At 32.8% G+C, this 24,998-nt stretch carries 25 protein-coding genes and 1 tRNA gene; 8 read left to right on the top strand and 18 right to left on the bottom strand.

What is annotated here, in order from left to right:
* Positions 1-14: 14 nt before the first annotated feature.
* The 8 genes from R3L15_RS01100 to R3L15_RS01065 form a co-directional block, all read right to left on the bottom strand.
* Positions 15-785, bottom strand: coding sequence for a 3-hydroxybutyrate dehydrogenase (locus R3L15_RS01100; protein ID WP_338732734.1), 771 nt, complete (start codon positions 783-785; stop codon positions 15-17).
* Positions 778-1,566 carry an alpha/beta hydrolase gene (locus R3L15_RS01095; protein WP_338732733.1) on the bottom strand — a complete coding sequence of 263 codons (789 nt, stop codon included), beginning with the start codon at positions 1,564-1,566 and terminating at the stop codon, positions 778-780. The genes R3L15_RS01100 and R3L15_RS01095 overlap by 8 nt, the downstream gene beginning before the upstream one ends.
* Positions 1,567-1,574: 8 nt before the next feature.
* Entirely contained in the window at positions 1,575-4,046 is a 2,472-nt protein-coding gene (locus R3L15_RS01090; RefSeq protein ID WP_338732732.1) for a TonB-dependent receptor, read from the bottom strand.
* A gap of 158 nt (positions 4,047-4,204) precedes the next feature.
* Positions 4,205-5,620, bottom strand: a complete 1,416-nt coding sequence (locus R3L15_RS01085) for a hypothetical protein (protein ID WP_338732731.1) — start codon at positions 5,618-5,620, stop codon at positions 4,205-4,207.
* 3 nt (positions 5,621-5,623) lie between these two features.
* A complete protein-coding gene (locus R3L15_RS01080) occupies positions 5,624-6,562 on the bottom strand; it encodes an alpha/beta hydrolase (protein WP_338732730.1) in 939 nt (312 codons plus the stop codon).
* Positions 6,563-6,572: 10 nt separating this feature from the next.
* Positions 6,573-8,081, bottom strand: coding sequence for a class I adenylate-forming enzyme family protein (locus R3L15_RS01075; RefSeq protein ID WP_338732728.1), 1,509 nt, complete (start codon positions 8,079-8,081; stop codon positions 6,573-6,575).
* Positions 8,056-9,564 carry a sodium:solute symporter family transporter gene (locus tag R3L15_RS01070; protein WP_338732727.1) on the bottom strand — a complete coding sequence of 503 codons (1,509 nt, stop codon included), beginning with the start codon at positions 9,562-9,564 and terminating at the stop codon, positions 8,056-8,058. The genes R3L15_RS01075 and R3L15_RS01070 overlap by 26 nt, the downstream gene beginning before the upstream one ends.
* A gap of 209 nt (positions 9,565-9,773) precedes the next feature.
* Positions 9,774-9,855: transfer RNA gene (locus R3L15_RS01065), tRNA-Leu, on the bottom strand.
* A 109-nt stretch (positions 9,856-9,964) separates the two neighbouring features.
* Here R3L15_RS01065 and R3L15_RS01060 point away from each other — a divergent pair.
* The 5 genes from R3L15_RS01060 (at position 9,965) to R3L15_RS01040 (ending at position 15,170) form a co-directional block, all read left to right on the top strand.
* Positions 9,965-11,353, top strand: coding sequence for a dipeptidase (locus R3L15_RS01060; RefSeq protein ID WP_338732726.1), 1,389 nt, complete (start codon positions 9,965-9,967; stop codon positions 11,351-11,353).
* A gap of 114 nt (positions 11,354-11,467) precedes the next feature.
* Positions 11,468-11,851: a DUF1801 domain-containing protein gene (locus R3L15_RS01055; protein WP_338732725.1), complete on the top strand. Its 384-nt coding sequence runs from the start codon at positions 11,468-11,470 to the stop codon at positions 11,849-11,851.
* Positions 11,852-12,096: 245 nt separating this feature from the next.
* The gene (locus R3L15_RS01050; RefSeq protein WP_338732724.1) at positions 12,097-12,462 is read left to right on the top strand and encodes a BlaI/MecI/CopY family transcriptional regulator; all 366 of its coding nucleotides are present in this window, start codon (positions 12,097-12,099) and stop codon (positions 12,460-12,462) included.
* Positions 12,463-12,577: 115 nt separating this feature from the next.
* Entirely contained in the window at positions 12,578-14,620 is a 2,043-nt protein-coding gene (locus R3L15_RS01045) for a M56 family metallopeptidase (RefSeq protein WP_338732722.1), read from the top strand.
* 103 nt (positions 14,621-14,723) lie between these two features.
* Complete coding sequence (locus R3L15_RS01040) at positions 14,724-15,170, top strand: nuclear transport factor 2 family protein (RefSeq protein WP_338732720.1); 447 nt, start codon at positions 14,724-14,726, stop codon at positions 15,168-15,170.
* Position 15,171: 1 nt separating this feature from the next.
* Here R3L15_RS01040 and R3L15_RS01035 read toward each other — a convergent pair whose 3' ends face one another.
* The 10 genes from R3L15_RS01035 to R3L15_RS00990 all read right to left on the bottom strand — a co-directional run bounded on the left by R3L15_RS01035 (position 15,172) and on the right by R3L15_RS00990 (position 21,905).
* On the bottom strand, positions 15,172-15,453 hold the full coding sequence (locus R3L15_RS01035) for an STAS domain-containing protein (RefSeq protein WP_338732718.1): 282 nt from the start codon (positions 15,451-15,453) through the stop codon (positions 15,172-15,174).
* Between the two features lie 330 nt (positions 15,454-15,783).
* On the bottom strand, positions 15,784-16,362 hold the full coding sequence (locus R3L15_RS01030) for a PhnA domain-containing protein (RefSeq protein ID WP_338732717.1): 579 nt from the start codon (positions 16,360-16,362) through the stop codon (positions 15,784-15,786).
* 104 nt (positions 16,363-16,466) lie between these two features.
* A complete protein-coding gene (locus tag R3L15_RS01025; RefSeq protein ID WP_338732716.1) occupies positions 16,467-17,291 on the bottom strand; it encodes a hypothetical protein in 825 nt (274 codons plus the stop codon).
* Positions 17,292-17,482: 191 nt separating this feature from the next.
* Positions 17,483-17,842, bottom strand: a complete 360-nt coding sequence (locus R3L15_RS01020; protein WP_338732715.1) for an MmcQ/YjbR family DNA-binding protein — start codon at positions 17,840-17,842, stop codon at positions 17,483-17,485.
* Positions 17,839-18,459 (bottom strand): DUF4230 domain-containing protein, encoded by a 621-nt coding sequence (locus R3L15_RS01015; protein WP_338732714.1) that lies wholly within the window; start codon positions 18,457-18,459, stop codon positions 17,839-17,841. Before R3L15_RS01015 ends, R3L15_RS01020 begins: the two co-directional genes overlap by 4 nt.
* A gap of 2 nt (positions 18,460-18,461) precedes the next feature.
* Positions 18,462-18,812 (bottom strand): DUF4260 domain-containing protein, encoded by a 351-nt coding sequence (locus R3L15_RS01010; protein WP_338732712.1) that lies wholly within the window; start codon positions 18,810-18,812, stop codon positions 18,462-18,464.
* Positions 18,813-19,559, bottom strand: coding sequence for a cyclase family protein (locus tag R3L15_RS01005; protein ID WP_338732711.1), 747 nt, complete (start codon positions 19,557-19,559; stop codon positions 18,813-18,815).
* A gap of 14 nt (positions 19,560-19,573) precedes the next feature.
* Positions 19,574-20,713: a radical SAM family heme chaperone HemW gene (gene hemW / locus R3L15_RS01000; protein WP_338732710.1), complete on the bottom strand. Its 1,140-nt coding sequence runs from the start codon at positions 20,711-20,713 to the stop codon at positions 19,574-19,576.
* Positions 20,713-21,267, bottom strand: a complete 555-nt coding sequence (gene ruvC, locus R3L15_RS00995) for a crossover junction endodeoxyribonuclease RuvC (protein WP_338732709.1) — start codon at positions 21,265-21,267, stop codon at positions 20,713-20,715. The genes hemW and ruvC overlap by 1 nt, the downstream gene beginning before the upstream one ends.
* The gene (locus tag R3L15_RS00990) at positions 21,267-21,905 is read right to left on the bottom strand and encodes an outer membrane beta-barrel protein (protein WP_338732708.1); all 639 of its coding nucleotides are present in this window, start codon (positions 21,903-21,905) and stop codon (positions 21,267-21,269) included. The genes ruvC and R3L15_RS00990 overlap by 1 nt, the downstream gene beginning before the upstream one ends.
* A 26-nt stretch (positions 21,906-21,931) precedes the next feature.
* Between R3L15_RS00990 and R3L15_RS00985 the strand changes: the two genes are divergently transcribed.
* From R3L15_RS00985 to R3L15_RS00975, 3 genes are all read left to right on the top strand, one after another.
* Complete coding sequence (locus R3L15_RS00985) at positions 21,932-22,900, top strand: hypothetical protein (protein ID WP_338732706.1); 969 nt, start codon at positions 21,932-21,934, stop codon at positions 22,898-22,900.
* Entirely contained in the window at positions 22,901-24,028 is a 1,128-nt protein-coding gene (locus R3L15_RS00980) for a glycosyltransferase (protein ID WP_338732705.1), read from the top strand.
* Positions 24,029-24,113: 85 nt separating this feature from the next.
* Complete coding sequence (locus tag R3L15_RS00975; protein WP_338732703.1) at positions 24,114-24,998, top strand: outer membrane beta-barrel protein; 885 nt, start codon at positions 24,114-24,116, stop codon at positions 24,996-24,998.

The following is a 24,998-nucleotide window of genomic DNA, read 5'->3' as shown; positions in this document are numbered from 1 at the left end:
AATTCAGTGAATATTTACTGAGCTGTCCATCCGCCATCAAGAACAAATTCTGAGCCTGTAATGGTTGATGACGTTTCTTTTGCCAATAATAAAGCCATATCGGCTAAAGATTCTATAGGCACAAACGATTTTACGGCTTGTTTTTTTAACATCACATTTGTTATAACTTCTTCTTCTGACATGTTATGAGATTTTGCCTGATCTGGAATTTGTTTCTCCACCAGAGGTGTTCTTACATATCCAGGACAAATAGCATTGCATGTAATATTGTACGGCGCACCTTCTAAACCAAGTACTTTTGTCATACCGATAACACCATGTTTAGCGGTAACATAAGCTGTTTTATATTCTGAAGCGCGGAGCCCGTGTACAGATGAAACATTAATAATTCTTCCAAAATTCTGTTTTTTCATGTATTTCCAAGCTGCTTTTGAAGCATAAAAAGACGCATTCATATTAATTGCTATTATGGCTTCATATTTGTCATTTGGAAATTCATCTATTGGTGCCACATACTGAATACCTGCATTATTAACCAAAACATCTATTCGGCCTAATTTTTTTACAGTGTCTTCTACTAATTGCGTTACTTCATTAGCGTTAATTAGATTGGCGTTTGAAAACGCCACATCAACACCATAGGTTTTACTAATATCTTCAGCTATTTCTGGACCATTAGTTTCTAAACCATGGCACATAATATGGTATCCTTTCTTAGCAAAATGTGTTGCTATACCCAAACCAATACCGCTGGTACTTCCTGTTATTAGTGCTACTTTATTCATTATTCAAAAATTGTAAAACGATTTGGTTAAACACTTCTGGTTGATCTAAAACCACGCCATGTCTTGAATTTTTAACAACCTGTAATTGGGCATCATGCATTCTCTCTACATAAGCTCTTTTAAAATCTACAGGGGTATAATCCATATCGGAGGCAACCACTAATGTTTTTGCTTTTATTGCTTTTAGTTTGTCGCCAAGTCCCCAATCCATTAATGTTATAAACGATTGGTAATAGGCATTGTAATTATTAGCAGCGCAACGTGTTTCAAATTCATTTTTTAGGGCTTCTTGATTTGGCTCTGGAAACATATTATGAGCGACTTCTTTAGCTAATGCTTTTAATCCTTTTGTTTTTAAAAATTCTGTTCTATTAGTTAAAAGGTCTTCTCCTATTTTTCCTAAACCATTAAAATCGGGGCCACTATTTACTATAATTAATTTATCGACTAACTCGGGATAGTCGTAAGCTAATTGATAGGCTACGGCTCCTCCCATTGAAAACCCTATTGGGGTTACTTTTTTTATTTGTAATTGCTTTAAAAGATTGACAACATCCTCTACCATAAACGCAACTCCATAAGCAAGATCTTCGTAAAACGATTTTCCATGACCGCGCAAATCTGGTGCGATTACGCGGTATTCTTTGGAAAATTCTGGAATTTGAAACTTCCAGTCTTGTTTTGTTGAGCCTAAGCCATGTAATAACAATAATACATTATCACCATGACCTGTATTGGAGTAGTCTAAAGAAATAGGTTGCTTATTTATTTCTTTTGGCATGCTATTTTTTATTGTTTCTTTTTAAAGAAGTTGATGTTGTACTTAAGCTCGAAAGATATTAGGCGTCCTATTTCTGGAGAAGCTACAAACTCACGTACTCCGGCATCGAAAATATTGGTTACATTAACACCTAAAGAGATATTTTCGTTAAGATTGTAGCCCAAATTAGCGTCAACTGTAAATCCTCCAAGCGGACCATAGTTCCATGTTCTTCCTACTTGCGAATTTTCAACAATCTCATTTACACCATCACCGTCCATATCTTGAGTTTCTGAAGCAACATTAATTCCTGAGAAGAAATTATAATCTTGTACCCAACGTCCAAAAATTGATCCGTATAGTTTTTTACCGCCATAATGCACTCCTAAACTTAATTTATTCTCTGGTGTATTAATTGGTAGTTCACTTTCTAATACAATACCATCTAAATTACCATCGTTATCTAGATCGTCTGTATCAAGGCTACGTCCAAAGTAAGAATAGTTAAGAGAGGTTCTTACAGCATCTGAAATGTAATAGTTTAACCCTAAATCGAAACCATAAGTATCTACGCTACCAAAATTACTATAGGTTAATAATGCTGGCGACGCACTAGCTCCTGGAGACACTTCATCTATAGGTTGATCGCCTATATGAGTTACATAATTGCCGTTTGCGGCGTCTGCAATATTACGTAACGGACTGATAAAATCCTCAGACATGTTATAATAAGCACTTGCATCTATAAAAAGTTTATCAGCAATTTTTCCTTTAAATCCTAATTCAAAAGAGTTGATTGTTTCTACTTCTAAAGCATCTATTTTTGTGCCATCGGTAAGTGTAAATCCTTCGCCATTACCTAACACTAAACCACCAAATAAGTTTCCTTTTAAGTTTAGTATTGAAGGTACGGCCATACCTTTACCGTAAGTTAATCTAAATGTTCCATTTTTTACTGTTTTAGTTATAGCTGCTTTTGGTAGTAAGTTTGTACCGTAAAGTTCATGATTATCGGCGCGTAATCCTGCTAAGAAGTTCCATCCTGAATCTAATTTATATTCGAACTGACCATAAAATCCTGTTTGCGCAATCTCAATTGGCCCATCTTGATCTAAAAGATATGTTCCATCGGAATTAGCCATATCTAATTGGTATTGTGCTCCTACTGTTAAGTGGAATTTCCCCCAATTATTATTGTATTGTGCTTCACCATTAAAACGTTCTGATGCATCTTTAAATAAAGCCCCTCTTGGTATAGCTATACCTAATGAAGGTACCCATTGCTCATATAAAGCACGCTCCCAAGATTCTTTTTCTGAAAAACCATTTTCTATAAAAGACACATAGTTTTGCGTACGTTGGTTAATGGCATAAGTATCGTCTGTGTTACTCCATGTATAGTATGCATTTGCAAAAAAGTGTTTAGATACATATTTAAGCTGAGCCACATCTATGGTCCAATCTTTAATCTGGTTTCTTCCTGCGTTTGTTACGGCTAAATTAGTATTATTACTATGGCCATAATATGCTGTTATTTCTGAAGCTTTGCTTGGTCTAAAATAAACAGATCCTCCATATTTTAAGGCATCGAAATCACGGTCTAAATTATGTTCTTTATAGGCTGTTGTTCCTACATAAACAGAATCGTTATATCTAAAATCTGTTCCTGCTGTTCTTTCAAAATGTACTTTATAAGCCCATTTATCATTTATAACCTGCGCATGTCTTAAACGACCACTTATAACATTTTGGTTTCCTGCACCAAAAGCCATAGTAGTACCTTCTGATGTTCTTGGATTTTTAGTAATAGTACTTACTAAACCGTTGTGAGCGTTTGGACCGTAAAGTGTTCCATTAGGACCAAGTAATATTTCTACACGCTCTACATCATCTTTTATTATGGTTGAAAAAGACCCATAAGGTAATCCTGTTGCAATAAGCATAGATACTCTATCGTCTGTTAATTGAAGGTTTTTAGAGTTAAACGCAGAATTAAACCCACGAATATTAACACCTGTGCCTAAAACGCCTGTTCGTACAAAATCTACCCCTTTTTGTCTGGCAGCTAATTCCCCTATATTAAAACTAGGGAACTCAGAAATTTCTTGAGCAGAAATAACCTCAATTGTTGCCGGAACCTCAGTAATTTTTTGCGGTTTTTTTCCTGCGGTTACCACAACTTCACCAAGAATATTTTCATCTTCAGTTAGTGTAACATTACTTACCACACTTTGTCCTGCTACTACAGAAACCGTATTTTCTGTTGTTTTATATCCCATAAAAGAAACTGTGATGGTGTGATCTCCTTCTGGCACATCTTCAATCATAAAATCGCCATTAAAATCGGACACAACACCAATACTTAAATCAGATATTTGTATAGTAGCTCCTGGTAATGGATTTCCCTGCGAGTCTTGTACATTTCCACTAACACTTCCTGTGTCTTGCGAAAATGCAAACCCGGTAATCATAAAAATAGTTAATAGTAATATGTTTCTCATAACTTTAAATAAATGTTAAATATGTTGATGAGTGCAATCTATTATGAATAAATATGTATGTAAAGACAAAAGCAAAAGTTAACAGCTGTGACTTTTAATTATTTTAATCAAAAAAAAGCCCTAAAAACACAAGAAAACTAAATATACAAGGCTTTTTACTAAAGGTATGACTTTAACTTTAAAAAAGCCTCTGGAAGATTATTTGAAAGCGTATCTATAACCTGAATTAAAATTAAACGCTGGCTTTTTGTGGGCTTTATTCCTTGCATTGGCGCTTTAATTTCTTCTAACAATTTACTAGAATTTATTTGCCCTTCCATAAACCTAGACAACGAGATACTCCAAGATATATTAGGAATATAATTATGCCCCGACCTACGCTCTTTTTCTTTTTCTGAAATATCGAATTTTGAAGCTATTTTAAGTAATTCGGCATACTTCTCTTGCGCAATTAACACATTAAAATACGATGTAAAAAAATGATGCCAACGATGTTTTATCACTTCTTTTTTGTATTGTTTTAAAAAAGTTACAGCTGCATCTTCGGCTAATTTATTTTGGCTTAATTGATTTAAAACCCGTACTCTGTAAGAATAAAACCCTATTTTTTGATGGTAATTATGAGACTCTTTATACAACGCATAATAACTATCAATAACCTTACTCGCTTCTTCGGCCTTTTTATTTTTAAGCAAGATAGCCACTAAGTTATTTACATACATTAAGGTGTCGTTATTATCTTGCCTAATAGAAAGGTAAGCATAATACTCGGCTAAATCGAGTTCATTCTCTTTTGAATGCATTAACACTCTACTCGCATAGTAATTAGACAGCAACCTCCTAGAGTACATGTAACCATTACTAAAATAATCATCTATTTCATCAAACAACAGTTTAAGCTTAGTGCTTTCATTATAATTAGTATACAAAAACGCCAATGTAATAAACGCCATATATCGGTTTTTCCCATCGACGCCTTCTGCTTTAAACACTTTTAAAAGCCAACGTTCCCAATACTTTGTTTCGGTTTCTTTTTTTGTGTACTGGCTGGTAATCTCGGTTGTGGCATTATAAATATTTTGCTGAATATCTTTAGCTTTTTTATAATGCGCCTCAAATTGATTTAAAAAGTTGGCTACAATCTCATGGTCTTTATACCGTAATCGTATTAATAAATAAGGTTTGTATTCTTGGGCTAATTCGTAAACTATCTGGAAGTTATACCCAACTGTTTTATAATTTGTTAGAAAATTTAAAAACGCTTTTTCCTCGGAAGAAGCAATAGCATCTAAAAGGATTTTCTTTTTTAAATCTAAAATCCATGCAGCTGTTTTATCAACATCAATGCTAGTTAGCTTTTTTACAATCCAATCTTTAACATAAGAATATTTTCGCTTGTCTATATCAACATCAAAACTAGGCATAACTTTTTCTGCCATAGCTCCAGTAGTTAAGCGGTTAATAATTTCTATTTTTTCGTTATCTGTGAACTTATATTGTGATGCTAAATACTTAGCTTCGTTAGGAAGGATTGTTTTACTAAACTCGGTAAACTTTTTAAGCTTAACTTTCATAGACTAGTTGTTTTCCACAAAGTCTTCAATTAAATTATTTACGCTATCGGCTTGTTCAAATTGTAAAAAATGACCACTTTCTTCTACAAAAACAAGTGTACTATGCGTTATTTTTTCTTTGGCTGTCTCACCTATTTTAACAACATTTAATTCTGGATGAAAATAGCGGTTAGGAATTAACATATCATTTTCTCCATAAAGCACTAATGTTTTAAGCGATATTTGACCTAAATCATTCACAACTGGATCATCTAACATTCCTGCTATACTTTTTGAAATAGCTCTGCAATGCGCATCAAAATCTGATGCTTTTTTAATAGCAATTCTATCAGCTATCATTTTATCTACTTCTTTAGGCTGCTTATAAAAGTTTAAAGCATAGTTGTTTTTTATTTGCTCATTTGTTGTACCAGCAACAAATTCTGGTGTAAATGTAGCTTTCATAAATTTGCCATGTTCCTTAGAAAACTCTTCTATTCCAGCCGGTGCCACTAAAATTAATTTATCTATTATGTCTGGTTTATTAATTGCCACTTTTATACTGGCTTGACCACCCATTGAATGCCCAACGAGTATAACATTTTTTAAATCCAATTGTTTAATAAAAGCAACTATAATCTTAGAAAAATATGTTGGCGTATACGCTACATTAGGCTTTGCTGACTTTCCATAACCAGGTAAATCTAAGGCTACGCAAGTATACCTTTTTTTGAGATGTTTTATATTTTTAGACCACGCATCGGCATTACTACTTAAACCATGTACAAACAACAATGTTTTACTGCCATTACCTTCCTTAACATAACTAATATCAATACTATCTAGAGTAATATAATGAGATGTAAATTCGTAATCGGACACTATATTTTTCATTGTATTTGAGGTTTGTGAACACGCAATTAGTGGCAACATAAATAAGAAGAAGAATATGTTTTTTTTCATTGTAATTAGTTTAAGATTGTAGATTGGTTTTATAGGCTTCATAACAGGCGAGTAGTTTTTTTCTTGATATTTTCCCCACACTTGTTAATGGAATATCCTCTAACAAAATAACATGTTTAGGCCGTTTAAACGATACAAGGCTATCTTTAACAAATGCCAAAACATCTTCTAGGTTTTTTCCTTTTTTAACCACAACAAAAGCCACACCACATTGCCCCCAAACGGCATCGGAAACACTTAAAACAGCAGCTTTTAAAACACTATTACACATTAAAAGTTTTGATGTTATTTCCTGAGGGTGAATATTTTCTCCTCCTGAAATATACATATCATCTTTTCGTCCTTTTAAATACAAAAAGCCATCGGCATCTTTTGCTACCAAGTCCCCTGTATACAACCAATTATTTTTTATTTTCTTTGTTGTTTCCACAGAATTATTCCAATACCCAGGAGTAACAATATTCCCTTTAATGCACAACTCGCCAACTTCGTTTACGCGAGCTTTTTTTCCTGAAGCGGTTACTATTTTTGTTTTTAAATAAAAATTGGGTTTTCCTATAGACCCAGATTTCGACATTACCGCTTCATGATGTAAAGAGGTAATACTTGGTCCAGCCTCGGTTAAACCATAACCTGGTCTAATGGTAATATTTTTTTCCTGCTTCCAGTATTTCAATAAATTAGAAGATACTGTTTCTCCTCCAGAGATAATAAATCGTAATTTTTCTAAATTAACGCGTTTAAAAACTTCTGTTTTTTGCATCATTCCCAACATAGTTGGCAAAGCCATAAACAATGTGGTTTCATAAAGTTCCAATAAACACAATACACGTTCCGAATCAAATTTTTCAACCATCCCTATATGAGCACCTTTATGCAATAAAGGCGTTATAAATATATTCCATCCAGAAGTATGATATGGCGGTAATGTATTAATAGTTGAATCACGAAAAGTAATCCCTAATTGCATGGATGTATTAAGACTATTCCAAAACATCATACCATTAGTATAAATAACTCCTTTTGGTTTAGCCGTAGTTCCAGAGGTGTAAAATATAAAAACAGGAGTCTTCTCTTTAATATGAAATGGCTTAGACTTAACAACAACATCATTTTTATAATAATACTTTATAACATCTAAATGAATTGTTTTAGGCAATGGTATAGACAACTCTGTCAATCTTTCCTTTTGCGTTTCACTAAACAACAATAAACTGGGATTGCAGTCTACAATAAGCGCCTGAAGATCGCTAAGCGACAGTCTGTAATTTAGAGGCACCAGTATTATACCGCTACGTTGGCAAGCACAAAACAAAACTATGTAATGTAAACTATGCTCTGCTAATACAGCAATTCGATCGCCTTCTTGAAGCCCAAAAGATTCAAACTTTTCTACCAACCTATTTGCATAAACATCAAGATCTTTATAAGTGTATTTCTCTTCACTATCAAAAGACGTTACAGCAACTTTATCTGGCGTATAATCTGCCCATTTAGCTATCCAATCTAGCGTTCCCATGATTACTTTCTTTATTGAAATAATATATTAAACTCCCAACAACAACTGAGCTAACTATAGCTATTGCAGCTGGAATTCCCGGATTATTTACAGGCTCTTGCATATAAGGCGTGAGACGCCCATAGTAGATTCCAAAATGAACAATGAGAGCAACAACACTAGCCGCAGCGACAGCTTTGAGAGGCACATTTTTAAAAAACATACCAAAAAGTACTGGCACAAAGGCTGCAGCAAAATAAGCATATACCCCATTTTGTGCAAAAATAGCTACGCTAACATCTGGACTCACAATTTGATTCCAACTCAACAGAAAGCTAACAACTCCCAAAACAACAATTACACCTTTGTTAACTAATACTGAGTTTTCCTGAACACTTTTCTTAAAAATAGGCTGTAAAATATCTTGAGTAATCGTAATTGACAACGACTGTATTAAACTCTCTAAGGTAGACAATCCAGCCGATATAAGTCCAACCACAATAAACATTCCTACGCCAACAGAAAACTTAACAACAACATAAGTTGGTATAATTTCATCCATTTTTAGAGAAGTTCCATCAATCTTTAAGTCAGGAAACATAATTCTCGCATACAAACCAACAACAACAACTAAAAAGAAGACAATCATAAATAGAATACCACTAAAAAGGTACTTATTAATTTTACTAGAGTCTTTAAGCAGCAAAGATTTTGTAATAATATGTGGTTGACAAACAATAGCAACCCCTATTATGGCTTGAACAAGAATGATTTCAAAATAATCACGAAACAGGAAGCTAGTTGTATTAACGGGTGTTGTTAGGTTTTCATCTATATTACTTAACTGATTTAAAAAACCGGAAATACCATCATTAAAATATTCGTAACCCGAACCTATTAAAACTAACGCTACAAAAAACATAATTATAGCTTGAATAGTATTGGTATAAACCATAGAATTAGCTCCACCAAACATCATATAACCAAACACAAAAACAGTTATGCCTAGCAACACATAAAATGACGATGCGTTAAGCGACTTAGAGATAACTTGTGTTAATCCAACATTAATCAATACAATAAATGCTATAAGTAACAATGCCAGAACAGCCATAAAAAAAGCATAACTTTTGCTTTTATAACGTTTCCCCATCCATTGTGCCATTGTGGTTGCTTTTACACTATGCCCATATTTAGCAAATCTTTTTGTTAGTACAATTAACGATATAAAAGCAGCCAACGGCAATACAATGGCAAACGACAACACCCCAGAAATACCATAAAGCGCAATAAACCCAGGATTTATTATAAAAGTTGCTGCACTCGTCATAGAAGCGGCCAACGACAATCCAACCACCCAAGAAGGAAACCCAATATTACCAACGGCAAAATCAGATATATTTTTAACCTTTAAAGCACCTCGAATTACAAAAAACAAAATTACAGCAGCATATACTACTAATAAAATTGCCATAAAGGTCACCCATTGCTCTGATGCTTTCATAAGTATGCTTCTTTTAAAAACAAATAAACTTGATTTAAAAATCAAATAAAGAGCAGAAAGGTAATTTATTTACTAAGACTTTCAACATAAAAATGCACAAAACAATAAAAAACCCTTCAAAAACAATTAATACAAAAGGTGCGACTAAAAATTAAAGTCATTATGAAAAATAAAAAAACCTCTCAAAAAATATTGAGAGGTTTTTTAAGTGCGGATGAAGGGAGTCGAACCCCCACGCCTCGCGGCACTAGATCCTAAGTCTAGCGTGTCTACCAATTCCACCACATCCGCAAAATTGTGGATGCAAATATACACATTCTTTTTATATACAAACAACAAAATACTTACGAAATTAAGTCTTAGCTATTTTGTACCTTTGAAACAAACACAAAATATTGATATGGACAATATAACTTCTTATATAGAAACCAACAAAGAACGTTTTTTAAACGAGTTAATCGACTTACTTAAAATCCCATCTATTAGCGCCGATTCTGCTTATAAAAATGATGTAAAAACAACTGCCGAAGCTGTAAAAAAACAATTAGAACTAGCAGGTTGCGATACCGTTGAAATTCACCCTACAAAAGGGCATCCCGTAGTTTATGGCGAAAAAATAATCGACAACAATTTACCAACCGTTTTGGTTTATGGACATTACGATGTACAACCACCAGACCCAATGGAACTATGGGACTCCGAGCCTTTTAACCCGGTTATAAAACCTACAGACAAACATCCCGAAGGTGCTATTTTTGCTCGTGGTGCCTGCGACGACAAAGGACAAATGTATATGCATGTTAAAGCATTAGAATATATGGTAAAAGAACACAAATTACCATGCAATGTTAAATTCATGATTGAAGGTGAAGAAGAAGTAGGTAGCGAACATCTAGCCGATTTTATAAAAGCCAATAGAGACAAGCTGCAAAACGACGTTATTTTAATTTCCGATACGGGTATGATTGCTAAAGATGTACCTTCAATTACAACAGGGCTTCGCGGTTTAAGCTATGTTGAAGTTGAAGTTACTGGTCCAAATCGTGATTTACATTCTGGACTTTACGGCGGTGCTGTAGCAAATCCTATTAATATTTTAAGTAAAATGATTGCGTCTTTACACGATGAAAACAATCATATTACTATTCCTGGTTTTTACGATAACGTAGAAGAACTTAGCAATAAAGAACGTGCTAAAATGGCCGAAGCACCGTTCTCTCTAGACAAATACAAAGCATCTATCGACATTGATGCCGTTTATGGAGAAAAAGGGTTTTCCACTAACGAGCGTAACTCCATTCGCCCAACATTAGATGTTAACGGTATTTGGGGCGGCTATATTGGCGAAGGCGCAAAAACAGTTTTACCAAGTAAAGCTTATGCCAAAATATCCATGCGACTAGTTCCTAATCAAGATTGGCAAGAGATTACGCAATTATTTAAAACACACTTTGAAAATATTGCACCAAAAGGTGTTAGAGTGAAAGTTAATCCGCATCACGGCGGACAAGGTTACGTAACACCAATAAACAGCAAAGGCTATCAAGCAGCAAGCAAAGCTTACGAAAAAACTTTTGGCAAAACCCCAATACCTCAACGTAGCGGCGGCAGCATCCCTATTGTGTCATTATTTGAACAAGAACTTAAAAGTAAAACCATACTAATGGGCTTTGGTTTAGATAGCGACGCCATCCATTCCCCTAACGAACATTTTGGTGTTTGGAATTATTTAAAAGGCATTGAAACCATACCTTGGTTTTACAAGTATTTTACCGAGCTAAACAACTAATATTTGGGTGTTCCAGCCAAAAATAACGGTCGCGCTTTACGCACTACACGGTAGTTGTAGCACACATAAAATGAACGAAATGCGCATTATTTGATAATTAAAAACCACAATGTAATGGAGAAAAAAGGAGCAATGCCAAACTTTAAGACAATTGACGACTACATCGTCAATCAAAAGAAAGAGGCACAAGTAATTTTGCGTGAACTAAGAAGCCTAATAAAAGAGGCTGTTCCGGAAACAGTCGAAATTTCAAACTATAAAGTTCCTTCTTTTACACTTATACCAGAGACAAAACCTGAAAAACAATTAATGATTGTAGCTTATGCGAAATATGTTAGTTTCTATCCTTATCAAGCAGCCGTAGAACATTTTGCTGACGAGTTAAAAAACTTTGAATTAGGCAAGGGAACTGTAAAGTTTCCATTTAACAAACCTCTGCCTAAAGAACTCATTAAACGTATGGTAATTTTTAGAAAGGAAGAGTTACTAAGCAAATAAGAAAGAAATACGTGCTACAACAACGCATATAACTTATAACGGGTAAATGCTTGCCAGTACGGTTTTCGCTTCGTAGCCAGTTTTCATTTCGGTGGGCAGGAAAGTGCTTCGAAACCGCCAGCTTCAATTGCTAACACAAAAAAAAGCTTCGATAAATCGAGGCTTTTTTCTTTTTTAACTTCTACATTTGTAGAATATGTATTTTTACTCTACATTTGTAGAGACGCATCTAAACTTGTAGAAAAATGAAATTATCAAATTCAGAAGAAGAACTTATGAATCATTTATGGAAACTTGAAAAAGCGTTCATGAAAGATTTATTGGAAGCCTACCCAGAGCCAAAACCTGCCACAACTACTATAGCCACATTATTAAAACGCATGAATAAAAAAGGGTTTGTTAATTACAAACTTTACGGAAAATCTCGTGAGTACTATCCTTTAGTTAAAAAGAAAGATTACTTTTCTAAGTATGTAAACGGGCTTATTAAACAGTTTTTTAATGATAGCGCTAGCCAATTTGCTTCTTTTTTTACCAAAGAAACCAATCTTTCTAAAGCCGAACTGGAAGAACTTAAAAAATTGATTGACAACGAAATTAAAAACAGATAAGATGCCTATAATACCATATATTCTAAAATTTAGCACTTGCTTGGCTATTTTTATAATATTCTACAAGCTTCTTTTGGAAAAGGAAAGTTTTCATAAATTTAAACGCTTCTATTTATTGGGAACACTTTTATTATCGATTATAATTCCACTTATAACATTTACAACATATGTTGAAGTTCCAGCATTCCAAACACCTATACACACTTCTGAAATAGCCACACCTCCTTATGTTCCAGAATATATGTTTAAGGAGCCCATTAATTATTGGCCAGCCATATTATGGTCCATTTATGGAATTGGTGTTTTAATTTTCACTATTCGTTTTTCTGTAAATTTAAACCATATTATAAAACGCATTAAACAAAACCCTAAGTTTAAAAAGCATTCCATTATCTATGTATTATTAAACGATTTAGTGCAACCGCACACATTTTTAAATTATATCTTTTTTAATAAAGCCAAATATGAAGCTAATAAAATCCCTAAGGAAGTACTGCTTCACGAAGAAACTCACGCTCGGGAAAAACATGCTTTAGATATTTTATTTATTGAGGTGTTACAAATTATCTTTTGGTTTAACCCACTATTGTATTTCCTTAAGAAGGATATTAAACTCAATCATGAGTTTTTAGCCGATCAAGCCGTTTTAAACAACGGTTTTGACGTTAAAAATTATCAAAATACTTTATTAGCATTCTCATCAAATGCCCAAGAATCACAATTGGTAAACGCCTTAAATTATTCATCAATCAAAAAACGATTTACAGTTATGAAAACACACACGTCTAAAACCAAAACATTACTAAAAAGCATTGTACTTTTACCATTACTTGCTATATTAATTTATAGCTTTAGTAAACGAGAGAAAATAGTAAAAGAGACTCCACAAATATTATTGCCGCAAGAAAAAAAGAAGAACAAAAATGATTTAGTTGATTCTATAAAAAAAGAGCTAGAAAAAGTAAATGCTTTACAAGTAACCTATATTGATACTACTGCAAAAGCAAAATACTACCAAAATGTAACATTTCAAATTTCACAAAAAGACTCTAATACAATTAGAAATAAAAGTTACAACGAACTTACTAAGGAAGAGAAACAGCAATTACCTCCACCGCCAAAAATTCCTAATAAAAAATCTCCTTCAAACTCGGAATTAACTGCTTGGCAAGATTCAAAAACTTATGGCGTTTGGCTAGATGACAGAAGAATAAAAAATAACTCTCTAAAAACATATTCTCCATCCGACTTTTCACTTTATTATGTGAGTAAACTAGAGAAAAACGCTGTTAATTACGGTAAACATTATTATCAAGTTAGTTTATACACACATAGCAAATACTACGAACGCTATAAAAATGGTATTAAACCTCTTAGTAAAGGTGCTCTCATTAAAATTAATTCTAAAAAAAAAACGCAAAGTAATTCATGGACAAAAGTTGAAACTGTATTAAAAAACGCTTCAACTTCTAAAAATCAAAATCCAACTATAGATCCTATAAACATATTTATTAGCAAAGACAATAAATTAAAATTAAACAACAAACCTGTTACACAGCATAATATTATAAAAGAAGTTAATAGACTTAATACTTTTTTAACCCCTAAACAAAAACAAAAATACGCTTGGGCTTCCATTTTATACGAAGATGAAGGAAGTAAACCATTTGCAAAGCAACTTATAGAAGAACTTAGAAGTATTGATATATACAGCACCTCACTTAGCAACACTAACGCTCTGAATAAACACAATCTTAAACCTTTTAATGTTTTATCCAACGAAGGCAAAACTCTTAAAGAAGCAGAAGCTAATTACAATAAAATAATGAATGAAGGAAGTACAAAAGATCTAGAAAGCTATAACGACTCCTTAAAAAAAGCTGGTTCTCCATGGAAAGTAGACGCCAAGTTTCAAGACATATCATATTCTGAAACATCTTTTTCAAAACATAGAACAAATGAGCAACCTACATCAACAAAATCTGCATACAGTTATGTTAAAAGCTTAAAAGGTAAAAACATAACTTACTACTACAACAAAAAACAAGTTTCTTTTAAAGACATTCTTGATATAACAAAAAAAGAACCAAACATTAATATTAGCACAAACATTAAAGACAACAAAGGCACTGTAAAGTTTTGGTCTGTAGAAAAATAACAATTTAGTAGTCATTTCTTAAAAGTCTCGATAAATCGAGGCTTTTTTCTTTAATCATATACATTACAGATTTTGTAACTTAGGATTCTAAATAAACTTTATTATGAGACTATTCGTTATTTTATTATGCGTTTTCTATGCGTCAATATCCTTTGGGCAAAATCCAGACAACAGTAACAAGCAAGCGACTATTAAAGCTGATATTTTAAGCGTTATGAAAGCGCAAGAAAGAGCTTGGAATAATCATGACCTAGAAGGCTTTATGCAAGGGTATTGGAAAAGTGACTCATTAAAATTTTATGGTAGCCGCGGTATTACTTATGGTTGGAAAAACACCCTGAATAATTACAAAAAAGGCTATCCAACAAAAGCAGAAAGCGGTACATTAAAATTTGTAATTAACACTATAACGCAAATAGAAGACAATAGTTATTATGTAATGGGCGAATACCATTTAACGCGTCCCGTTGGCAATGCCAATGGTGTATTTCTCATTATTTTCAAAAAAATTAATGGTAAATGGAAAATTGTTGCCGATATGTCTTGCTAAACTAAGCTGCTGTTTCCTCCGATTTAAAATGATCATAAAGCTCTTTACAGCCCAAACCCACAATAGACATTTTTTTATTTTGAGAAATAGATTCATTATGTAATTGTGCTAAAACACTAACACCATACCTATCTATATCCTTCAAGCCTTCTATATCTAAAACAATTGTGTTTAATTTGTTTAAAGCTTTAAACAATTCACTTTTAAACAGATGAACTGTTTGCCTGTTTAAAACACCTTTTACTTTAAAATGGTTATTTGCACTAGTTATAATTAAATTCATAACATAAATTTTTATTATCATAAATATTTATGCTATTAATCAAAAGAGGTAATACAATGTAAATGTCTGAAAATTATTTGATTAACCCTATTTTTTTCGACTAAGTACTAGAACTTTAGATTTACACGTTAAAAAGATCTTTTTATCGATTAACACAAGTATTATTTGTCAGAAGAATATGTAATTTAGCCACATGAAGCAATCGTACAAAATAGTTATAATGTTACTTCTTGCAGTTATAACTATTTTTGGACTAGTTACAGGAAGATATTTGTTTTTAGTGTTTATCTTTCCTTTAGGTGTTGGCTTTTTTAAAAATAAAAATACACCTTAAAGCTTCTTTACAAACTTAGTTATAATAACAATGTTTTGACCATCTACTTTACCCTCAATATATTCGGCATTTTCATGATCTAAACGAATATTTCTTACAGCAGTTCCTTGTTTAGCCACCATACTAGAGCCTTTTACTTTTAAGTCTTTTATTAAAACTACCGAATCACCAGCCTCTAAAATAGCCCCATTACTATCTCGATGTATAATTTTTTCGGAGTCGTCTTTATCCTCACCTGTTTCTTTGGCTAATGCTAAAGCTTCATCATCTAAATACATCATGCCTAATAAATCTTGTGGCCAACCTTCGGCACGTAAACGCTGTAACATACGCCAAGCCATAATTTGAACGGCTACATACTGGCTCCACATACTATCGTTTAGGCAACGCCAATGGTTAGCATCCATATCCTCATCTTCATTAATTTGATTTAAACAGGTTTGACAAACCAATAAGCTATTATCAACTGTTTCATTTAAAGATGGCGGAATAGTATATTGTGATAAATTATCTTTTGAGCCACATAACTCGCATGAGTTATTGCTACGTTCTTGAAGAGTTTGTAGAATTTGCATGATATTATAATTACGATACAAAAATACATTTTCTTGGGTTTTATTAAAGTAAAAAAGCATCCAAAATATAATATCTGGATGCCTCTTCTTATTAGATAGTTAATCTATTTTCTCAATTCTGGAATAACAGCATATACAGCATCGCTGTGTTTTCCTGTAAAATACTTACTAGCTACTTTCGTAAATTCTTTTTGTTTCGCTTCACTACTCCAATGAGCCTCTATTAGCTCTTGGCTTCGTTCAAACATCTTTTCTAAATCCGACATAGAATTTAAATAAAATCCTTCAATAAAATCTGTGCTATTAGCACCATAGGCATGCGAATGCGGGTAGTATCCCTTAATGTACTCGTTTTTATGAATAACATTTTTAATAAATTCTGTATTCATGCTATTAAATTCTTCTGCACTGCCATCCTCAGGAAAATCAAAATGATTCTTTCTAACATAGACTACCATATCATCGTTAAAATCTCCTTGAAATAATTTTGCATGATCCATGGTAGCATAAATTTCATCTGAATGCATTGGTGCATAATAAGCATTTTGTTTATCAAAAAATGCTTCTCTTTTGCTTTCATCAGGCCAAGCAGATTCGGCAAGTTCTTGATTCTTTTTTGCGGCTAAATCAATATCATTCCAAGTATTGTATACTTGCACATAAAGTAGTTCACTATTATCATCAGATAACAAATGGGTATAAATTCCTGCCGACACAATATGGTCGTTCTTTTTAATTACTTTATCAAAAAACTCTTTTTCTGTAGCTATCCATTTAGCTTTATCAAAATCTTCATAGTCTAAATCCCAATGCATTGTTGTTACAACAACATATGCTGGTCTTTCTCGCTCTGCTTGAGACAAGACAGGTGCTGTAAATAGTAATAGTAAGAATACTGTTACAATAAAAATTCGGTTGTTTGTTTTCATAATTACAAATCAAATTAAGGTTAGTATAAATGTTTAATCTTCGATACTAATTTGCCTTGGGACAACCTGAATTTTGGGGTAAAACGCTATGTTTACTTTATAGGTGAAGTAATTATTCTAAGGAAACGCTAATATACAAATAAGTTTTTGATTATCAGAAATATACGTGATAAATGTAATTTCAAAAAACACTACTGTAACGTATTTCTTACTTTTTTAGGAAGACTTTCAATAATTAAATTGTAAGAATGATCGATTAATTTTGGGATTAATGCTGATGGTAAATCTTTATATAGGCTAACGGTATTCCAGTGGGTTTTATTCATGTGATAACCTGGCTGTACACTTTCGTATTGAGCGCGAAGTTCTTGAGCGTAATCGGGATCGCATTTTAAGTTTATTGCTGGCGTGCCTGTTTCCCAGTTTTTTATAGAGGTTAACAAAAACATTTTTCCTGCTACTTTAAATACCAATGTATTCTCATCAAACGGAAAATGCTCGGTCACAGCTTTTTTACTATGGCAGTATTGATAAAGTTGCTCTATATTCATTGTTTTGTCTTATCGATTAGTTTAGCTGCTGTGTCATCTAATTCCAATGCTGAATAATCTAATTTCCAACCTATTGTTTGCACAATGTTTTCGATTAACGCTATAGCTTCTAAAGCTTCTTTTTGTGCTACTTGAAACAAGCCACTTTCTGGAATTTTATCCAATATATGTTGTTTGGCTTCTTTGTTTAATTCGGTTAAATCGGACGCTTCAAACTTATTAAACATACCGTCTTTTTTATCATAATAGTTTAAATCGGTTTGAATACTTAAGACTTCTGGCTGTGGAAAAGCCCCTAAAACTATTGTTTTTTGCTTTTCGTTGGCTTGTAGCGATACTTTAGAAAAGTCGTAACCTATTTGTGCTTTGGCATTAATTACTATTAAAGCCTTCTTTTTACTACTTATTAGGCTTAAAAAGCGGTCTTTGGTATTTTCGTAATGATAAATTTCAGCAAAATCACCCTCAACTGTAATAAACTTATAGACCTTTTTTATTTTATCTAATAAAATTACCGATTGTGTGTGTGCCTTTACTTTAGCTCGCTTTTTTTGAAAAAACCACAACACAACCATCGACACTAATATTCCTACAATAAGTCCTATAAAGATCTCCATGATTATCGTCCTATTTTACCTAAATGTGTATGTTTAAAATTATCTGAATATTTTAAACCGTAACCCAACATCCTGTCTAAAGATGCGTGTCCAAATATTATGACACCTATTAACTGAAGCACGTCACTATGCCACCAAATGCCTAATAAAAAAATGGCAATTGCTATACCTTTATGATGGCATATATTATAACATATCGCTCCTACTTTTGTGTTTACTAAATAGCCTAACATACCCAAATCTGGTAATAAAATTAACACTAGAAACCACCACCAAGCAAAAGGCAAGATTGAAAACATGTAAATGCTTAAAATAAACATAAACAGTTCTTCTATTTTTATAGTTGTTTTCATTTAATCGATTATTTGATATAATACAGGGCGACTTGGTGCAGCATCGTTTTCTATGGGTGCCACTTGTAAATCTAAAAAATACTCACCATCGGTGACTTTATTTGGCACAAAAACCAATTCGGTTATTGTAGCGTGCTTTCTAATTTTCCCATCTACATTCCAAAATACCTTATGAGACATGAGTTTACCGTTGTCTTTTTCTTTATCTACACTTGGTAAATCTACTAATAAATGCTTAATTCCTTTTTCACGAAGATACACGGCTACCTCAGGCAATAAATATGTCGGGTTTGTATTAGAATATTCTTTACTTAGTTTTTCTGTTGTATTTGGTATCGTTCTAATAATAACGGCATCGCGTTTTTTATTTCCTAAAGCAAATTGTACTTGTTTTTTTGATATTACAAAGTCACTACCTTTTTTTTCTGGTGCAACTGTAACAACTTCAGCTAGGACAAAAAACTTTTTTAAACTCTTGTTAATCGATTCGTTTTTTTCGGTAATATGCCCTACACATTCTGTATGCGTTCCATGGCTATGTGGATTAAACGTAATGGTATTAAAATTTACCGAAGCGCCTTCCTTTACACTTCCTACCCATTTATCCATAACCACAGGAGCAATTTTAGGGTCTTGAACATACCATGCTTTTACAGCGTTTGGTGCTTTTATAGGTATGGAGATATCTAAAGGTTTTGCTAAATCTATTTGAAGTTTTCTGGAGTTATATTGTATTGTTGCTTTCATAGTAATCAAATATACTAAATCATAAATAGCTCTGCAGCGATTCCATCGGCTAAAAACTGGCCTTTTAAGGTGGTTTTTAATGTTATAGAAGTTGCTTTGCTATCATCAATTTCTAATAATTTTTTGTCGATAAATTTTTGGGCTTCTGTAAGTAAATATGTTTTAAAGTTTACGCCAAAATCGGCTTCGACTTTATTTAAAGAAACACCCCAAATAGTGCGCAAACCAGTCATTACATATTCGTTATAGCCATCTTTATTTGTTAATTCTTCTGAAGTACTAGGCAATATTTCATCTTGAATTCTTTTAATGTATTTTGAGTTATTAGCAATATTCCAACTACGTGTTTTTCCTATAAAAGAATGTGCCGAAGGCCCAATACCTAAATATGGTTTTCCTTGCCAATAACTCGTGTTGTGTTTGGAAAAATAGTTTGGTTTTCCAAAGTTTGAGATTTCATAATGTACAAACCCGTGTTTTTGTGTTTCGCTAACCAAATAATTAAAATGCTGCTGTGCCAAAGTATCATCTATTGGCGGATACTGTCCTTTTTTTATAAACGTTTCTAAAGCTGTTTTTGGTTCAACAGTTAAAGCGTAACTTGAAATATGATTTACACCATACTGAAATGCTGTTTGCAAATTGGCGTCCCATTTTTCTATACTCATGTTAGGGATACCATATATTAAATCGATGGTAATATTATCAAAATATGACGTGGCCTGTTCTAAACATGCTTTAGCTTCTTGAGACGTGTGTGCGCGATTCATTTGCTTTAAGTCCTCTTCAAAAAAGGATTGAATACCGATGCTTAATCTGCTTACAGGGCTTTTGGCAAGTTCTAAAATTTTGGTTTTAGTTAAATCGTCCGGGTTAGCTTCTAACGTAATTTCAGGGTTTTTGGCTACTTGATAGTTCTTGTAAACTTCAGAAATTAAGCCTTGTATTTCATTATTACTTAATAACGATGGTGTTCCTCCTCCAAAATAAATAGTTTCTATGGTTTGATTTTCAAGTTCACCTTTTCGAAGTTGCAACTCTAATTTTAACGCAGAAAGTAAGTCGCCTTTCTTCTTTAGTGAAGTTGAAAAATGAAAATCGCAATAATAACAAGCTTGCTTACAAAACGGGATATGGATATAAATACCTGCCATTACTTTTTCACTCGGCCTTCGTTTTGCTTTACAAAACTAGCCCAACCACTATAACTTTTACCAACCTCAACGCGACCTTCATTATAAAAGTGACAAACAGCTGCGGCCAATCCATCGGTTGAATCTAAATTTTTAGGCAAACTTTTTAATCCTAAAGTACTTTGTAGCATTCTGGCCACTTGCTCTTTGCTAGCATTTCCATTGCCTGTTATGGCCATTTTAATTTTTTTTGGTGAATACTCTGTTACTGGAATTTCTCTAGATAAACCTGCCGCCATGGCAACCCCTTGAGCACGTCCTAGTTTAAGCATACTTTGCACGTTTTTCCCAAAAAAAGGTGCTTCAATAGCTATCTCATCAGGATGATAAGTATCAATTAATTCTACTGTACGTTCAAAGATATATTTCAGTTTTAAGTAATGATCCTTGTACTTTTTTAGGTCTAATTCATTGAGTTGTAAAAATGTCATCGATTTTCCAACAACTTTTATGAGTCCAAACCCCATGATAGTTGTCCCTGGGTCAATTCCTAAAATAATTTTTTCTTTCTTCATTAATCGCAATATTGGCAACCACTAAGCGAAAACGTAACTCCCGCTGTGATGGTTAGTAAATTTCCATTAAAACTACCATAGCCTTCTGTAGTTGAATCAAAATCTTTTGACACCCCATAAATATAAGACACATCGGTGTAAATAGACAAGCGTTCAGTAATACCATAATGCATTTCTAAACCAGCCATAACATTAAAAAAAGACGTATTATTATCTGTATAAACACCTAAAGGCTTTACAAACGAATATCCTGGACCAGCATGGGTTACAACGCCCATCCTAAACGGCAAAAAATGTAAGCTAGGCGTGGGATCGTAAACAAATTGAGCGTTAATCCTCGAATAATTTAACTTGAATTCTGGTGTATTATCTTGGTTTGAGATTCTATTAAACCCATAATCTAATTTAGCACCTAATTGGCGTTTAAACATGTGTTGGAGCCCTAAATTAACTGTTGGAAAGTTAATGGATTTTCCTTCAAAATCATGAACAAAACCTGATTGCGACGGGCTATTAACACCTAATGCTAATTGCGCTTTCCACTTACTTGTCGTTCTTTGCGAAAACCCAAATGCAGTTATTAAAATAAATACGCTTAAGCTTAATATTTTTTTATTCGTCTTTGTAACTAAATTCATATTGATAAAATGGTTTATTTTGCAGTATGCGCTTTGGAGCACTTCCATACAAAACTAAGCAATTCTTTATTGTACTTATTAAATTAAGTATTGTTGTTGGGGCTTTTTATTTTATCTATCAAAAAATAACATTAAATAGTGACTTAAGCTATCATACGTTTATTAATTATTTAGAGCAACATGACGTGTTTTCTATAAAACATATGGCTTTTTTAGTGTTTTTAAGTAGTTTAAACTGGTTTTTTGATATTCTAAAATGGCAAACTCTCACAAATCCTATTAAACAAATCTCAATAAAAAATGCTACCCAACAAACTCTTGGCGCTTTAACCGCGTCGTTGTTTACTCCAAATAGAATTGGCGAATATGGTGCTAAGGTTTTATATTTTGAACCGCCTCTTAGAAAACGTGTAGTTTTAATAAACTTTTTAGGTAATATAACACAAATGGGAGTTACTACAATTCTTGGTTGTATTGGACTGACTTTGTTTTTTTTTAACTACGATATTGACTTCAGCCTTAAAAAAGTCTTGCGTTTTTTAACCATTGTTATTTTAATAAGTTTTATGATTGGTTTTGGCTTAAAAAAATACCCTTTTAAAATAAAGGGACAGTCATTTTCAAAAATCAAAGCGTTTTTTAAAGACTATCCTAAAAACAATATTTACAAGGCTAGTACTTTTTCGTTATTGCGTTATGCTGTTTTTTCGTTTCAATTTTATTGGATTTTGCTCATTTTTGGGGTTGATATATCTTACCCTAATGCTATGATAGTTATTTCAAGTATGTATTTATTAGCTTCTATTATTCCTTCTATTTCTATTTTTGATGTGGTTATAAAGGGAAGTGTTGCTGTTTATTTGTTTACTAGTGTTGGTGTAAACGACTTTATTATTCTTAGTACTGTAATGCTAATGTGGCTGCTTAATTTTGCGTTACCTAGTGTTTTTGGAAGTTATTATGTATTAAACTTTAAACTCCCTGAATCTGATTAAATGCTCATCGTTTTTGCCATTATAATTATTACCTCTTACCTCGTTTTAGTAGGTTGTTTTGTTATAGGATTTAACAAAACACCTTCTTACACTTGCAAAGAACTTGTTGCAAAAAACACCTTTTCGGTAATTATTCCTTTTAGAAACGAAGCAAAAGATTTGCCTTTTCTTCTGGAATCAATAAAGGCTTTAAAGTATTCAAAGTCACATTTTGAAATTCTTTTTGTTGACGATGCTTCTAAAGACAATTCCGTTAAATTAATTCAAGATTATTTAAAAAATAGCGATGTAGATTTCACCATTTTAAACAACAAAAGAACATCCAATTCCCCTAAAAAAGACGCCATTACTACGGCTATTTCTGTTGCTAAATATTCTTGGATAATCACAACCGATGCCGACTGTATTTTACCAAATTCTTGGTTAAATTGTTTTAATTCGTTTATAGCAAAAAAAGAGCCAAAAGTTATTGTTGCTCCAGTAACATTACACAAGACAAACACTTTTTTTAAGTGCTATCAACTTTTAGATGTGTTAAGCCTTCAAGGTACAACTATTGGTGGTTTTGGCTTAAAACAACCTTTTATGGCTAATGGTGCTAATTTAGCCTATCAAAAAACTGTTTTTTTAAAGGTTAATGGATTTTCAAGCAACAACAATATTGCTAGTGGCGACGATATTTTTCTTTTGGAAAATGCTTTAAAATACTTTCCTAAAAATGTGCTATACTTAAAAAACAACAAGGCTATTGTTACAACAAAAACCGAAACCACGCTAAAAGCTTACTTTCAGCAACGTTTACGTTGGGCCTCAAAAGCCACACATTACTCTAGCAACTTTGCTAAAACCACAGGAATAATTGTACTATTAGCTAATGGTGTTTTAGTCGGTTTTTCAGTCATGGGGTTAACAGGGAATTTTAACTTTAAACTACTGCTATGTTTCTTCTTAATTAAAGGGTTGATTGATTATTTACTTATTGCTAAAACGGCTCGGTTTTTTAAGCAGTCTTTTAGTTTTACAACATACATTATTAGTGTTTTTTTATATCCTTTTATGTCTGTTTTTGTAGCTATTGCTTCTATTTTTTCAAGTTATAAATGGAAAGGAAGAACCTTTAAAAAATAAACACACTCTCGTTTATTTTTGTTAGCTTTACTCAAAAGCTATTGTTTTTATTCATGTCTGTTTACAAACCTAAATCATACCTTTTATGAAAAATATTATACTCGCTTTAGTTTTTTTACTAAGCTTTTTTGTGGCTCAAGCTCAAGAAACCTATACTGTTGGCGAAGAGACTTTAGAACTGAAAACCGAAGTTGAAGGTAATTTAGACTTACTTTGGAATGTTATTAATGGACAATACCGCTATTTTGTTAGGACTAAAGATGGTACAATCTCTGAACTAAAAAATACGAAAGGCAGCAATAAAAAATTTCAAGAAGAATATAAAGCTACTTTAAACAGCGTTATGGATAGCGGCTATAATGTTTCGATTGATAATGTTGATCTTACACTTCCTAGTTTAAAAAAAGTTATTGATTTATACAACGGCACTTCCGATGTAGCTTACCAATCGGTAGTAAAAAAGGCAAAACCACAGTTACGATTAGGGGTTTTAGGCGGAATTACCAATTTTCCTTTTGTTGAAAACCCAGACAATGCATTGTCTCCCATATTTGGCACCGAACTAGAAGTTATTTCTAACAAAGAAAAACCAAGACATTCTGGATTTTTTCAATTACGTCATGCTTTAGAAAACGACGAGTTACAATATTCAAGCACCGAATTATCTCTTGGCTATAGATATCGCTTTGTTAGCACATCTAAATTGGGTGTTTATGCCAATGTTAAATTTGCAACATTAAGCTTTAATAAAGTTACATATACCTACGAAAACAACAATTCGCAATTAGTTAGTACAAGCGATCATGAAACCATTTTTGATGCGCCTTTTATTTTTGGAATTGGCGGGGAATATCGCATAAGTAATCGTGCTTTTATTTCTTTAAATTACAACAGACTTGTTGCTATATTTTTAGATAACTCAGATAATTTCTCGACAGACGTTTCTTTAGGTTTTAAGATGATTCTTTAG

It is taken from the genome of Mangrovimonas cancribranchiae, from assembly GCF_037126245.1.
GTDB classification, from domain to species: domain Bacteria; phylum Bacteroidota; class Bacteroidia; order Flavobacteriales; family Flavobacteriaceae; genus Mangrovimonas; species Mangrovimonas cancribranchiae.
This window is presented reverse-complemented; position numbering and strand designations above follow the sequence as displayed.